Source organism: Gemmobacter megaterium (assembly GCF_900156815.1).
Lineage (GTDB): Bacteria > Pseudomonadota > Alphaproteobacteria > Rhodobacterales > Rhodobacteraceae > Wagnerdoeblera > Wagnerdoeblera megaterium.
In genome coordinates this window covers 114,384-127,463 of record NZ_FTOT01000007.1, presented here as the reverse complement: position 1 = coordinate 127,463, position 13,080 = coordinate 114,384, and the positions used below count along the sequence as shown (strand labels likewise).

13 protein-coding genes are annotated in these 13,080 nt (G+C 63.5%); 5 read left to right on the top strand and 8 right to left on the bottom strand.

What is annotated here, in order from left to right:
- Positions 1-46: 46 nt before the first annotated feature.
- The 3 genes from BW970_RS15830 to BW970_RS15820 form a co-directional block, all read right to left on the bottom strand.
- Positions 47-763, bottom strand: coding sequence for a ribonuclease activity regulator RraA (locus BW970_RS15830; protein WP_076533215.1), 717 nt, complete (start codon positions 761-763; stop codon positions 47-49).
- Positions 764-841: 78 nt separating this feature from the next.
- Complete coding sequence (locus tag BW970_RS15825) at positions 842-1,996, bottom strand: amidohydrolase (RefSeq protein WP_076533213.1); 1,155 nt, start codon at positions 1,994-1,996, stop codon at positions 842-844.
- A 15-nt stretch (positions 1,997-2,011) separates the two neighbouring features.
- Entirely contained in the window at positions 2,012-2,611 is a 600-nt protein-coding gene (locus BW970_RS15820; protein ID WP_076533212.1) for a thymidine kinase, read from the bottom strand.
- 380 nt (positions 2,612-2,991) lie between these two features.
- Here BW970_RS15820 and BW970_RS15815 point away from each other — a divergent pair, with 380 nt between their 5' ends.
- Positions 2,992-3,450 (top strand): hypothetical protein, encoded by a 459-nt coding sequence (locus tag BW970_RS15815; protein WP_076533210.1) that lies wholly within the window; start codon positions 2,992-2,994, stop codon positions 3,448-3,450.
- Between the two features lie 16 nt (positions 3,451-3,466).
- Here the strand turns inward: BW970_RS15815 and BW970_RS15810 are convergent, their stop codons facing one another.
- Positions 3,467-4,840 carry a DEAD/DEAH box helicase gene (locus BW970_RS15810; RefSeq protein ID WP_076533208.1) on the bottom strand — a complete coding sequence of 458 codons (1,374 nt, stop codon included), beginning with the start codon at positions 4,838-4,840 and terminating at the stop codon, positions 3,467-3,469.
- A 223-nt stretch (positions 4,841-5,063) separates the two neighbouring features.
- The gene (locus BW970_RS15805) at positions 5,064-5,834 is read right to left on the bottom strand and encodes an SDR family NAD(P)-dependent oxidoreductase (RefSeq protein ID WP_076533206.1); all 771 of its coding nucleotides are present in this window, start codon (positions 5,832-5,834) and stop codon (positions 5,064-5,066) included.
- A gap of 441 nt (positions 5,835-6,275) precedes the next feature.
- On the opposite strand from BW970_RS15805, the gene BW970_RS15800 reads away from it, so the two are divergent.
- The 4 genes from BW970_RS15800 (at position 6,276) to BW970_RS15785 (ending at position 10,258) form a co-directional block, all read left to right on the top strand.
- Positions 6,276-7,373 (top strand): Zn-dependent alcohol dehydrogenase, encoded by a 1,098-nt coding sequence (locus BW970_RS15800; RefSeq protein ID WP_076533204.1) that lies wholly within the window; start codon positions 6,276-6,278, stop codon positions 7,371-7,373.
- The gene (locus BW970_RS15795) at positions 7,366-7,902 is read left to right on the top strand and encodes a TRAP transporter small permease (RefSeq protein ID WP_076533202.1); all 537 of its coding nucleotides are present in this window, start codon (positions 7,366-7,368) and stop codon (positions 7,900-7,902) included. The genes BW970_RS15800 and BW970_RS15795 overlap by 8 nt, the downstream gene beginning before the upstream one ends.
- A complete protein-coding gene (locus tag BW970_RS15790) occupies positions 7,899-9,164 on the top strand; it encodes a TRAP transporter large permease (protein WP_076533200.1) in 1,266 nt (421 codons plus the stop codon). The genes BW970_RS15795 and BW970_RS15790 overlap by 4 nt, the downstream gene beginning before the upstream one ends.
- 65 nt (positions 9,165-9,229) lie before the next feature.
- Positions 9,230-10,258: a TRAP transporter substrate-binding protein gene (locus BW970_RS15785; protein WP_076533198.1), complete on the top strand. Its 1,029-nt coding sequence runs from the start codon at positions 9,230-9,232 to the stop codon at positions 10,256-10,258.
- Between the two features lie 207 nt (positions 10,259-10,465).
- Here BW970_RS15785 and BW970_RS15780 read toward each other — a convergent pair whose 3' ends face one another.
- The 3 genes from BW970_RS15780 to BW970_RS15770 are packed head-to-tail and all read right to left on the bottom strand — an operon-like array spanning position 10,466 to position 13,069.
- Positions 10,466-11,749, bottom strand: coding sequence for an MFS transporter (locus tag BW970_RS15780; RefSeq protein ID WP_076533196.1), 1,284 nt, complete (start codon positions 11,747-11,749; stop codon positions 10,466-10,468).
- A gap of 7 nt (positions 11,750-11,756) precedes the next feature.
- Entirely contained in the window at positions 11,757-12,614 is an 858-nt protein-coding gene (locus BW970_RS15775) for an HpcH/HpaI aldolase/citrate lyase family protein (protein WP_076533194.1), read from the bottom strand.
- A complete protein-coding gene (locus BW970_RS15770) occupies positions 12,614-13,069 on the bottom strand; it encodes a MaoC family dehydratase (protein ID WP_076533192.1) in 456 nt (151 codons plus the stop codon). Before BW970_RS15770 ends, BW970_RS15775 begins: the two co-directional genes overlap by 1 nt.
- Positions 13,070-13,080 lie beyond the last annotated feature (11 nt).

Here is a 13,080-nt window from a genome sequence, read left to right as displayed (position 1 = left end):
CAGAAATACCCCGGGGGTCCGGGGGCTGGCCCCCGGTCCCGAACTCTCAGTCGCGCGCGGCCTTCCAGGCGTCGAAGCGCGCTTTCGTCTCGGCATTCATCGGATACAGCCCCGGCAGCGCGGCGCCGCCCCTGGCCTGGTCCATGATCCAGCCTTCCATCTCTTCCTGCTCGACTGCCGCAGCGGCCACAGCGGCGACGATATCCTTGGGGATCACCACTGCCCCGTCGGTATCGGCCACGATCACATCACCGGCAAAGATCGCAACCCCACCGCAGGCCACCGGCTCGTTCCAGCCGACGAAGGTCAACCCGGCGATCGAGGCCGGGGCCGCGGTGCCGCGCGCCCAGACAGGCAGGCCGGTCGTCTCGACCCCGGCCAGATCGCGCATCACGCCATCGGTGATCAGCGCGCGCACCTTGCGCACAGCCATGCGCGCGCAAAGGATATCGCCAAAGATTCCCGCATCCGTCACACCCATCGCATCGGCCACGGCGATCACGCCTTCGGGCATCGCCTCGATGGCCGCGCGGGTCGAAATCGGATTGCCCCAACTGGCCGGTGTTGCCAGATCCTCGCGCATCGGAATGAAGCGCAGGGTGAACGCCTCGCCCACCGCGCGGGCGCCGGTGCGGGCCGCACCCGTCAGCGGCATCGCCCCCCGGATCCAGCAGTTGCGCAAGCCTTTCTTCAGCAGAACGGTGGTCAGGGTGGCGGTGGTCACCTGGTCCAACTGCGCGCGGATTTCGGGGGTCAGGGTCATGGCGGGATCCTTGTCATCTGCCCGGAGGAGGGGGCCGGTGCCCGCCAGACTATCGCAGGCTCCGGGCCACCGCCAGAGTCACCCACCCAACAGATCGCGGGCCACCCGATCAAACACTCGCACACCGGGTTCGATGATGTCATCGGGGAAGTCGTAGTCGGGATTATGCAGGTTTGGCGTCTTATAGCCTGACCCCAGCCGGAACATCGCCGATTTCGCACCCGCGCGCGAACCGAACAGGCCAAAATCCTCGGATCCGCGCATGGGAAAGCCGCCATCCTCGCGTGCGACACCGACTGCCTCAGCGGCATCCAGCAGCCGCTGGGTCGCGTCGGGATCGTTGGTGCAGGCGTGGAAAATATCGTGATGCGAATAGTCGACCGTCAGCCCGGTGGATTGCGCTTCGGCATCGACCAGCGCAGAGACACGGGCCAGAAGGTCGGCCATGTCGCGGTCATGCACCGTGCGCAGCGTCATCCACAGCTCGGCCCGGCCGGGGGTGATGCCAAAGGCGGGCTCGCCCATCCGGGCATGGGTCACAGTGACAAGGCGGAAGCTGTCGCCCAGATCTCCCCCCGGCCCTTCGGCCATCACGGCGGGGATCAGCCGCGCCAGAGACAGGGCAGGCGACAACGCATGTTCGGGCGTCGAGGCATGGGAGGTATGGCCGGTCAGCACCACCCGCAGCCCCCGCGAGGCGCAATTTGCCGGGCCCGCCTTGATCGCCATGTTGCCATAATCCAGTCCGGGGAAATTGTGCAGCGAGAATGCCCAGTCGGGCTGGATCTCGGCAAAGGCCGGATCATCCAGCACTGCCGCCGCGCCAGCGCCGTTTTCCTCGGCCGGTTGGAACATCAGCACGGCACGGCCCCGTGCAGGGGGGCGGCGCGATAGCAGGCGGCCCAGCCCTAGCAGAATAGTTGTATGGCCATCATGCCCGCACTGATGCCCCTTGCCCGGAATCTGCGAGGCCCATGGATTGCCGGTCAGTTCCTCGATCGGCAGGGCATCCAGTTCCGACCGGAACATGACGGTCGGCCCGGCCTCGGCGCCCTGCCAGACAGCGGCGACCCCATGACCGCCCAGCCCGGTCAGGATCTGCGGCGCGCCCATCGCCTCCAGCGCCCGGACCACCTCGGCGGCGGTCCATGCCTCCTCTCCCGACACTTCGGGGTGTTGGTGAAGATGGCGGCGAAACCTGGTCAGTTCCACGATATCGGCATTGGTCAGCATGGCGTTTCCTCCTCGTCAGTCCCTGGCGGCAGCCGGGCGGTCGCCCATCGCCTCGCGCCAATGGCGACGACAGAGGCTGACATAGCTTTCATTGCCCCCGACCATCACCTGTGCGCCCTCGCTCAGCGGCTGCCCATCGGGGCCGAGCCGCACCACCATGGTGGCTTTCTTGCCGCAATGGCAGATGGTGCGAACCTCGCGCATTTCGTCGGCAAGCGCCAGCAGCGCGGCAGAGCCGGGGAACAACTCGCCGCGGAAATCCACCCGCAGGCCATAGCACATCACCGGCAGGCCGAGGTCGTCCACCGCGCGCGCCAGTTGCCAGACCTGATCGCGGGTCAGGAACTGCGCCTCGTCCACAAAGGCGCAATCGACGGCGCCCTGTTTCAGCCGCGCCGCGACCAGCGCGAACATGTCGTCGTCAGGGGTGAAGGTGTCAGCCGGTTCAGCGATGCCGATCCGGCTGGCAATGCACCCTTCGCCGGCGCGGGTGTCCAGCCGCGCGGTCAGCAGCCACGGCACCATGCCGCGTTCGCGGTAGTTGTAGGCCGCTTGCAGCAGCAGCGTAGACTTGCCCGCGTTCATGGTCGAGAAATGGAAATACAGCTTGGCCATCCCTGACCGATACCGGCTGCGACGGCGGGCGGCAATATGTCGGGTGGGGGTTCGTATTCCGTGGTGGCGAAGCTGGCGCCACAGTCCGGTAAACGACGACGGATCAACAACCTGGCACGCGGGTGCGATTTGGCCAGAGACCGCACGCCACATGCCCCTTTGACCTGGTTACCGGGTCCGCCGCGCGGCCGGTTTCCCGACCGGCCCCACATGGGACTGCAACGCGACGAACCCCCACCCTTTGCCGATGCTGGGGACATCGGCCACTCGTTACGGCCACGGATTGCTCCGTGACTTGTTTTTACATGACAATTTCCTGTGATCTGATTAATGGGAAAACCTGTTCGATTTTCCCCGAGTGGTTCGGGACGGGGGTGACCATGTCGCTGGCAAGCTATCTGAAGAAACACACCGAGGCGCTGGTGAAGGACGTAGGCATCGAGGCGGCCTGCGTCATCACGGGCAAGTCCAAGGCGACACTGGGCCGGTACTATTCGGAATCCGAGGAGCACGACGACAGGTTCATGCCGGTTGACGTCGTTGCACTATTGGAAGCAGAGGCGAAATTCCCGCATGTGACGGCCGCATTGGCGGATTTGCAAGGCGTCACGCTGTCGTATGATCAGGATCGGCGCAACGCGGCGTCGGGTGGGGTGAACAACGACGTTGTCATGCTGTCCCAAAGGTTTGCCATGCTGATGAGCGAATACCACACCGCCATCAGCGACGGTGTGATTTCCATCAACGAAGCCAAGCGTTTGCTGCGAGAGACGCTGGCCTTGCAGCAAGTGCTGCTGGATATGAAGCTGAGCCTGGAACAGGAATCGACCGGCAGTTGACCTGCCGGTCCTGTTGTCAGCGCGGCTGGCGGCGCGGCGGGCGATTGCCCGATGCCGCAACCTTGGGCTGGGCCGGGCGGCTTGAGCGTTGGCCTGCCGGCTTGCCGTCGCTGCGTTGGCCCGGCTTGGCGCCCTGAGGCTTTGCACCATGCGGCTTGTCGCCCTGTGACCGTGCGCTTTGTGGCCGGGATTTGCGTGGGCCTTGCGGCTTGTCCTGGCCTGGACGGCGGGGGGCATGGGACGGCCGCGCGGTGGCACCTTCATACGGGGCGCCGCCGATCACCGGCAGCGGTTGGCCCGTGACCTTCTCGATCGCTTTCAACTCGTCCATCTCGGCAGGGGCGCAGAAGGCCACGGCCTTGCCGGATGCCCCGGCCCGTGCCGTGCGTCCGATGCGATGCACATAGTTGTCCGGCACGTTCGGCAGGTCATAGTTGTAGACATGACGCACCAACGGAATGTCGATGCCGCGCGCCGCCACATCCGTGGCGACCAGAACGTCCAGTTCGCCGGCGCGGAATGCCGCCAAGGTGCGTTCGCGGTGGTTCTGGCTCTTGTTGCCATGGATCGAACCCGCGCTGAAGCCCCAGGAGACCAGCAGCTTCATCAGCTTTTCCGCCCCGTGCTTGGTGCGGTTGAATACCAGCGCGGCTTCGCCGGGGTGTTTGAGCAGGTAGTCTTCAAGCAGCTTGGCCTTGTCGCCCTGGTTGGTGAAATGTACCGCCTGTTCGATACGGTCGGCGGTCTTGCCAGGAGGGTTGGCCGCGACTTTCACCGGATTGCGCAGATAGGCATCGGCGATCTCGTCGATCAGCTTGGGCATGGTGGCCGAGAACATCAGCGTCTGGCGCTTGTGCGGCAGGTAGCGTGCGATCTGGCGCAGCAGATGAATGAACCCCATGTCAAGCATCTGATCGGCCTCGTCCAATACCAGATACCCTGTGGCATCCAGTGTCAGGGCGCGGCGTTCCAGAAGGTCGATCAGGCGTCCTGGGGTGGCAACCAGCACATCGGCACCGCGCGCCAGCGCCTCGGCTTGCTTGTGCAACGAGGCTCCGCCGATGACTTTCAGCACCTTGACCGGGGTGCCCTTGGTGAATTGGGTCAGGTGGTCGGCGATCTGGGCAACCAGTTCGCGCGTCGGCGCCATGATCAGCGCGCGCACCGTGCGCGGCTGCGGCGGGTGGCCGATGTCGAGAATCCGGTTCAGAAGCGGCAGGCCGAAGGCGGCGGTCTTGCCGGTGCCGGTCTGGGCCAGACCCATCAGGTCGTGACCGGCAAGCACTTGTGGAATGGCCTGTTTCTGGATCGGGGTCGGAGTGTCGAACCCAAGGCGTTCGAGGGATTTGAGAAGGTTGGGGGAAAGCCCCAGGTCGGCAAAGGTTGTCATATCGGCTCCACCCCGCACGGGGTTGCAAAGGGCCACCGGCAGCGAACCGCACGAACCTCTTGTCCTTGCGCCTGCCGGATCGGTGCCCCTGCGTGATGGTGGGAACCTGAACTGCCTGCGCCCATAGGTGCTCACGCGGCACGGGGTGCGACAGATGATGCCCAGATGGGCGGAATGGGCCGAAATGTCAAGACGGGGCCCGTGTAGGCCCCGCCGTGGGCGTTCAGCGGCAGATGAAGCCACCGTCGACAGGCAGCTCGATCCCGGTAACAAAGCCTGCATCGTCCGAGGCCAGCCACAATGCGGCATGGGCGACTTCCTCTGCCCGGACAAGACGGCCAAGGGGAACCTGCGCGATCATCGCATTGGCATTTGCTTCGGCCTCGACCGGGTCGCCCTTGCGGCTGGTGAACTTGGTCATCATCGGCGTGTCAGCCAGGCCGGGGCAGACCACGTTCACGCGAACCTTGTCCGGGGCATAGGTCTGTGCCAGCGATTTCGTCAGCCCGACCACTGCAAACTTTCCGGCAGAATAGATCGGTGAAAAGCGCGAGCCGACCAGCCCCGAGACCGAGGCGGTGAACACAATCGCCCCGCCGCCCCGCTTGCGCATGTGGCGGACCACCTCGCCCGCGGCAAGAACGGCGGAATCCACGTTCAGCGCCATGGCTTTGCGATAGGCATCCAGATCCAGATCCTCAATCCCGCCCGGCCCCGGAATGCCCGCATGAGCCCAGAGGATATCTATGCCCCCCAGCTTGTCTGCTGCGGTATGGATGCTGTCCTTTGCGCCATCGACGGTCGAGAGATCGGCCTGCACGGTTTCGATGGGCGTACCCTTGGCGGCCATGTCAGAGGCCATCGCGGCCAGTGCCTCGGCATTCACGTCAACCGCGCACACCCTTGCGCCCTCGCGGCAGAACAGTTCCACCCCTGCACGTCCCATTCCCGAGGCTGCCGCGGTGATGACGGCCAGTTTACCCTGAAGTCGCATGTTTCCTCCTGATTCAGGTCGCATCGCATCGACGCCAGGGGCCCTGGAGCCCGACAGCGCCGCCCGTCCTTCAGGTCGCGGGCCTGCGCTGCCGCAGGCATGACTGCGCGGTGTTCCCGCGATTCGCCGTCGTATCGCCCACGCGCCCCGATTTGGGCCGGAGACTAGGGTCGTGTCGCAAGATTGTCCATTATATTAGCCTTGGAATGCACATACCTGCACAAATTTCAGAGAAAATTCTGCGATAGCATCACGATTTTACCGTCATAATGCTGCGACGCAGCATTCTCGCATGGTCTAAATTTGCGTGTATTTGCGTAACTATGAGAATGTTTCTTGACGTAGTGATCAGATATATGACCATCCTGTTCTCGGTCACGAACGCAGTGATGAATCCATGATGGTGAACAATCAGGGTTCGTCGATAGGGAGGAGCGCACCGTGAAAGCAGCTGTTCTACGCCAGTATGGCGAACCTTTGAGCCTCGAAGACCTGGATCTCCTGCCTCCGCAGGATGGCGAGGTTCTCGTGCGCTTTGCCGCCAGTGGGGTGTGCCACAGCGACATGACCCGGATGGAGGGCAAGCGCCCGTCTGCGCTGCCTATCGTTCTGGGGCACGAGGCGGCCGGCTATGTCGAGCAGGTGGGGCATGGCGTGACGCATCTGGTGCCGGGCGACCGGGTGGTGATGTCGTTCCTCTATGATTGCGGGCAGTGCTTCTATTGCTGTTCCGGCCGACCCAATCTGTGCGAGGTCGGGCGCAGCATCCTGCGCGGCGGGACCATGCCGAACGGCACCACGCGCCTGCGCCGCGGAGAGGAGGAAATCCACCATATGGTGGTGTCGTCCTTTGCCGAGATGGGCGTTGTTCCCGCACGCTGTGCCGTCAAGATCCCGGAGGAAGTCCCGATGGAGGCGGCGGCCCTGATCGGCTGCGGCGTGCTGACGGGCACCGGGGCGGTCTTCAATACCTCTGCCGTGCGTCCGGGCGACTCTGTTCTGGTGGTGGGGACGGGCGGCATCGGCCTGAATGTGGTGCAGGGCGCAAGGATCGCGGGTGCCTCTGTCATTGCCGTCTCCGATCTCAACCCCGACAAGCTGGCGATTGCCAGGGATTTCGGCGCGACCCACCTGATCGACGCGCGCACCGAAGATCCGATTGCCATAGCCCGCAGCCTGACCCAGGGGCGCGGTGTGGATCATGCGTTCGAGGCGATCGGCAACAAACATACCATCCGCCAATGCTACGAGGCGATCCGGCCCGGCGGCAAAGCGGTTGTCGTCGGTATCGCCGAAGTCGGAGCCTGCTGTGAAATCGAGGCGATTAGCCTGCCGATGAATGAAAAGGTGCTGACCGGGTCGTTCTATGGCAGCTACCGTCCCCGGCTGGATGTCGAGCGGCTGGTGGATCTGTACCGTTCCAACCGTCTTCGGCTGGATGAACTCATTTCGCGCCGCTACCGGCTGGACCAGATCAACGAGGCGTTCCACGACCTGCATTCCGGTGTATTGGCGCGCGGGGTCATCAGCTATGAGTGACCGGCCTGAAACCGGCCTGATTGCCGGTCTGCGCGCGGTCGAGACGCTGTTGAACCGGGTTCTGGCCGGTGTCGCCGTGACGCTGCTGACATTGAGCGTGCTGCTGGCCTTTGTCAGTGTGGTGCTACGCTATATCTTCGGCAGTTCCTGGTCGATCATCGAGGAGTTGTGCCGTTTCTTCATCGTCTATGCGACGTTGCTGTACTTTGGCCCGTTGATCACCCGGAACGCGCATCTCACGATGTCGATCGTCACCGATATGATGCCGAAGCGGGTCTATCGCTTCTTTGACCTTGGTCTGCATGTGCTGCTGGTCGTTCTGCTGGCTGGCTTGTTCTGGGCCGCCTGGCAATGGGAGGCCGGGCTTTATGCCATGGGCCTGACCACCATGTCCGGTGAGATGAAGGCCTGGGTGCCGTCGGCTGCGTTGCCGGTCGGGGTCGGGATTGCCCTTTTCTACGCCGTGCTTCGCGTCGTCTACCGCGTTGCGGATGCGCCGCTGTCGCTGGCCGGAGGGGTGAAGGAATGACCGCAATCGCATTCGCTGTCTTTTTCATCCTGCTCGTGCTCGGTGCGCCGGTCTGGGCAGCGATGCTGGTGTCGGGTGGCGTGATCGCCGTTCTGGATATCGGCTTGCCGACGCAGATGGTGGTGTCGCAGCTATACATTGCAACCGACAGTTGGTTGTTGCTGGCGGTGCCTTATTTCCTGTTCGCAGGCAATCTGATGACCGATCTCGGCCTCGCTGGTCGCTTGTTTCGGTTCATCGAAAATCTGCTGGGCCATCTGCGCGGTGGTCTTCCTGCAACCGGGGTCGTGACCTGTGCGATCTTTGGGGCGCTGTCGGGATCGTCCACCGCCACCGTGGTTGCCGTGGGTTCGATGCTGCTGCCCTACATGATCCGGGCAGGGTACAAACAGCATGATGCCTTGGGCATCATCGCGGTTTCAGGCACGCTGGGTCAGATGATCCCCCCCAGCATCTACATGATCCTGTTTGCCTCGCTGGTGCAGATGGATGTCTCCAAGCTCTTTCTGGCCGGTATCATTCCCGGCCTGGTCGTGACGGTCCTGCTGGTGGCAACCGCCGTGGCGCTCAACATCTTTGGCCAGCATGAACTGCGGCCACGTGCCAGCGCCGCCGAGATACGGCGCAGCTTTATGGAGGCGCTGCCCGCGCTGATCATGCCGTTCGTGGTTCTGGGCGGTATCTATGCCGGGATATTCACCCCGACCGAGGCGGCAGCGGTGGCTGTGGTCTATGTCCTTGCTGCCAGCGCCATTTTCGAGCGCAAGGCCTTTACCCTGCGCCGGATCTTCAAATCGGCCGAAGGGGCTGTTGTTACCAGTACGATCATCTTCATCATCCTGGGTGGCGCCACCGTCTTTGCCAATGCGCTGACCTTTGCCGATGTGCCGCAGGCGTTCACACGGTTCATGACCTCGCTGCCGGTGAACACCCATATCACCATGGGCCTGATCCTGCTGATCTTCGTGCTTCTGGGAACGGTGCTGGATCCGGTGCCGATCCTGTACATCACGATTCCGATCGTGTTTCCCGTTGTCATCGCGCTGGGCTACTCGCCAACGCATTTCGCCATCCTGACCATCGCCTGCATGATGGTTGCGCAGGTGACTCCGCCGGTGGGTATGAGCCTGTTCGCGCTGAGTGGTGTGTTCAATGTACCCATCGGGGCCGTGATGCGCGGGGCGTTGCCCTATCTGGCGACCCTGGTTCTGGCACTGCTGCTGTTGTGGGCGGTGCCCGGCATTTCAACCGTTTTCGAATGACGCGGCCCGACCGCGCTTCAGCCCCGGTCAGAGGAAGGGCCGGGCAACTTCAAGGGAGAGAGACCATGTTTGCAACATCCTTCACCGGGCCGCTGAAGCGGGCGGTTCTGGGGGCGCTGGCCATCGGTGCGATGTCATTGCCCGCCGTCGCACAGGAACTGCGCTTTGTTCATGCCTATCCTGTCGCCTCGCAGCATCACCGCAATGTGGAATGGTTCACCCAGCAGGTGACAGAGCGCACGAATGGCGAAGTCACCTTCCGTGTCTTTCCGTCGGCCCAGATCATGCCGATCAACCAGGAACTGCCGGGCATCCTGTCGGGCCAGGTGGCGATGACCTATTCGGTTGCCCCTGTGGTCGCCAGTGTCGAGCCGCTGTGGGGTGTCTTTGACCTGCCGTTCGCCTTTGACGTCGAACTGGATGACATGAGCCATGCCGCCAAGTTCTATGCCAGCGACACTGGCGGCGGCGTGCTGGCCTCGGCCATGGAAAAACGCGGGTTCAAGCTGGTAACGATCGCCCCGACCGACTACCCAAGCTCGATCTACCTGACCAAGAACACGGCGCCCAAGACGCTGGAGGATGTGAAGGGCCTGAAGATTCGCATCACCGGCGGGCGCATCGCTCAGTTGACTGGCGAGGCTCTGGGCTACTCGCCCGTCGCCATCGCGGGTGCCGAACTGGTGCCCGCCCTGTCGCAAGGCGTGGTGGATGGGGGCATACTGCCGCCGATCTATACGCTGGACAACAAGCTCAACCTCAAGGGGCTGATGATTGGCCCACATGCCTGGCCGGCGACCACGCCGATCATCATGTCCCTGGCGGTGTTCAACAGCCTGTCGCCCGAAAATCAGAAGATCATGATGGATGTCGGTGCCGAACTGCGGGAGCGTGCCTTGCAGACCGTGGCGGAAAACGCGACCAAGGCTGTCGAAGAGCTGAAGGCGGGCGGTGCCGATGTGGCCTATTTCTCGCCCGAGGAAACCGACCGCTGGCGTGACCTGACCAAGTCGGTCTGGGAGGCATTTGTCAATGACAATGGCCCAGAGGCTCAGGCCATGCTGGACGAACTGGCCCGTTTGCGCAGCGAATAATCCCGGCCGGACGACGACGGTTGCCGATGATCTGTCGGGAAAGCCGGCCCCCCCTGGGGCCGGCTTTTGCTTGCGCGGCACCCGCCAGAGGGCGGATGATCATGCTGCCTTTGGTGCCGGGGTCAATGCGAAGCGCAGGCCAAGGTTCCGGCCGACCGGAGCTGTTGCGTGTCGGATGGCCGGAGTTGGCTGGCTGGTGGGGATGGGTCAGGCGTGTGGTGGCGCCAGTTCCTGCGCCTCGGTCAGGCGCCGGGTCAGGACGAAAGGTGCGGCGGCCAGCAGAACGGCAGCCGCGGCGACGACAAACGCCGCAGAGTAATCGCCTGTCCAGGCATAAAGCCGCCCGGACAGCCAGGCGCCAAAGGCCGATCCGAACGACATCAGCATGAAGATCAGCCCGTAGATGGAACTTACCCGTCCGCGCGCGAAGATGCGGGCATTCAGTGCCGATATCACCGGCCCGCGCGCGCCCTGGCTGGTTCCGAACGTCAGGATGAAGACCCAGACCAACGCAGGATGCGGCCAGCGCGCAAAAGCGAGCAGGGCCAGGATACCGGCCATCGTGCCGACATAGGACACCAGCGTCGCGCGCCGGATGCCGAAGCGCATCATGGCCCAACCCGACAGGATGACGCCGAAGATCGACAGCATCCCGGCGGTGCCAAAGGCCAGAGCGGCCCCGATCGGAGGGTATTCACGCGATATCAGGAAACTGATCACCTGAACCGTGGTCAGATAGGCGGCGACAGCGGTGAAGAAAAACGCCTGCACCAACAACCAGAATTCGGCGGTCCGCATCGCGCTGCGGACCGTCCATTGCGGGCCGGTCTGGCGCGCGCCGCCGCGTGCGGAGCGGTCCCGCGCCGCTGTGGCGCGGGTATTTCCCGCCGCCCCGTTGCCGATGCGGCCCCAGGGCACCAGCGCCAGCAGCGGCACCAGTGCCGCGCAGCACCAGAACAGGATGCGATAGGTTTCACGCCAGCCGAACGCGTCGATCCCCGCCTGTGCAAGTGGCACGATGGCCAGCATTCCCGAGCCGAAACCGGCATAGGCAATCGCCACCATCAGACCCATCTGCCGGTCGAACCATCGCCCGATCAGTGCCGCGGCTGGCACCATGCCCATCAACGAGGCCGCCATGCCACACAGGACGCCCGGCGCCAGATAGAGATGCCAGATAGAGCTTGTGTTGCCAGCGACGAACATTGCCGTTGCCAGCAATGCCGCGCCGGTCAGATACGAGATGCGTGGACCCCAACTGTCAAGCAGGGTTCCCGTGAACGGAGACATCGCCCCCAGCGTGATCAGATAGACCGAATAGACCTGGGTCAGTTGGGCGTGGTTCCAGCCGAACTCCTGTTCCAGCGGCTGCATGAACACCATGAAGGTATCCACCACGCCACGGGCAAGGAAATTGCAGGCAAAACCAATCACAACAACCGTTACAGCCAAGGCTGCCGGGCCAAAGTTTCGCCTGCCATCGGGGTTCATTCAGAAGCTATCCTCGCGCTGCCGCCAGAATCTTGCGTGCCGCGCGTTCATGCGGTTTGTCTATCATCTTGCCATCAATCGAAACGACGCCAAGCCCCGGATTTTCCTCGAAGGTGCGGATCACCGTCTTTGCCCATGCCACTTCGTCGGCAGTCGGGGTGAAGGCGGCATTCACCGGGTCCACATGGCTGGGATGAATCACCATCTTGGCAGTGAAACCATCGCGTCGCGCAGCGCGGGCCTCGTCCGCCACGTAGTCCAGATCGCCGATGGCGGTACATACCGTGTCAATCGCCATGACGCCGGCAGAGGCCGCGGCGAACAGGCACAGGTTGCGCGCCAGCACGAACGGACCGGAATAGGCGGTGCCGTCGCGGTTCGATGTGGCACCCAGAGAGGCCGACAGATCCTCGGCCCCCCAAAGCAGCCCCTTCAATCGCGGATGAGCAGGTGTATAGCTGGCCATGCCCATCACGGCCTCTGCGGTTTCGGTCGCTACGGCCATGATCCAGGTGCTGCCTTGGGCCATTCCCGATGCCGCCTCGAAGGCAGCGAGATAGTTTGCCAGTTCGGCGATATCCGCCCCGCCCCGCGCCTTTGGCAGCAGGATGCCATCGGGGCGGTGCGGCATGATGGCCGCCAGATCGTCCAGCGTCATGCCGGTGTCAAAGGCGTTCACGCGCACGATCAGCTGTTTTCCGGCGCGGTCGGTGCCCAGCATTTCCGCCACCGTCGCACGGGCGGCGACCTTGGCAGGGGCGGCGACGGAATCTTCCAGATCCAGCACCAGCGCATCGGCGGCTGTCCCCATCGCCTTGGCAAACTTGCGCGGGCTGTCGCCGGGAACGAACAGGATGGACCGCATCACGCCGCCTCGCGCTTACGCATCAGACCGGCGCGGCGGCAGATGGCCACAACCTCGCCCTTCTGGTTCACGCAGGTATGTTCGAACTCGACGATCCCGGCATTCGGGCGCGAACTGCTTTCGCGCTTGGAAATGATCTTGGTCCGGGCGCGCAGCGTATCACCGGCAAAGACCGGCTTGGGAAAGCGCACATCGGTCATGCCAAGGTTGGCGATCGTGGTGCCCAGCGTCGTATCCGTGACGGCCATGCCGATCATGATCGCCAGCGTATACAGGCTGTTGAACAGCGGCTTGCCCCATTCTGTCTGTTCCGCGAAATGGTGGTCGATGTGCAGCGGCTGGGTGTTCATCGTCATCAGACTGAACGAGATGTTGTCGTAATCCGTCACCGTGCGGCTGAGATCGTGGTGGAACTCGCGTCCGATCTCGAAATCTTCGTAATACAGCCCTGCCATCTTGTCCTCCC

What these genes read in the sequence shown, in the direction of transcription:
- BW970_RS15830 (WP_076533215.1), bottom strand. Translation starts at nt 763, where the DNA reads ATGACCCTGACCCCCGAAATCCGCGCGCAGTTGGACCAGGTGACCACC.
- BW970_RS15825 (WP_076533213.1), bottom strand. Translation starts at nt 1,996, where the DNA reads ATGCTGACCAATGCCGATATCGTGGAACTGACCAGGTTTCGCCGCCAT.
- BW970_RS15820 (WP_076533212.1), bottom strand. Translation starts at nt 2,611, where the DNA reads ATGGCCAAGCTGTATTTCCATTTCTCGACCATGAACGCGGGCAAGTCT.
- BW970_RS15815 (WP_076533210.1), top strand. Translation starts at nt 2,992, where the DNA reads ATGTCGCTGGCAAGCTATCTGAAGAAACACACCGAGGCGCTGGTGAAG.
- BW970_RS15810 (WP_076533208.1), bottom strand. Translation starts at nt 4,840, where the DNA reads ATGACAACCTTTGCCGACCTGGGGCTTTCCCCCAACCTTCTCAAATCC.
- BW970_RS15805 (WP_076533206.1), bottom strand. Translation starts at nt 5,834, where the DNA reads ATGCGACTTCAGGGTAAACTGGCCGTCATCACCGCGGCAGCCTCGGGA.
- BW970_RS15795 (WP_076533202.1), top strand. Translation starts at nt 7,366, where the DNA reads ATGAGTGACCGGCCTGAAACCGGCCTGATTGCCGGTCTGCGCGCGGTC.
- BW970_RS15790 (WP_076533200.1), top strand. Translation starts at nt 7,899, where the DNA reads ATGACCGCAATCGCATTCGCTGTCTTTTTCATCCTGCTCGTGCTCGGT.
- BW970_RS15785 (WP_076533198.1), top strand. Translation starts at nt 9,230, where the DNA reads ATGTTTGCAACATCCTTCACCGGGCCGCTGAAGCGGGCGGTTCTGGGG.
- BW970_RS15780 (WP_076533196.1), bottom strand. Translation starts at nt 11,749, where the DNA reads ATGAACCCCGATGGCAGGCGAAACTTTGGCCCGGCAGCCTTGGCTGTA.
- BW970_RS15775 (WP_076533194.1), bottom strand. Translation starts at nt 12,614, where the DNA reads ATGCGGTCCATCCTGTTCGTTCCCGGCGACAGCCCGCGCAAGTTTGCC.
- BW970_RS15770 (WP_076533192.1), bottom strand. Translation starts at nt 13,069, where the DNA reads ATGGCAGGGCTGTATTACGAAGATTTCGAGATCGGACGCGAGTTCCAC.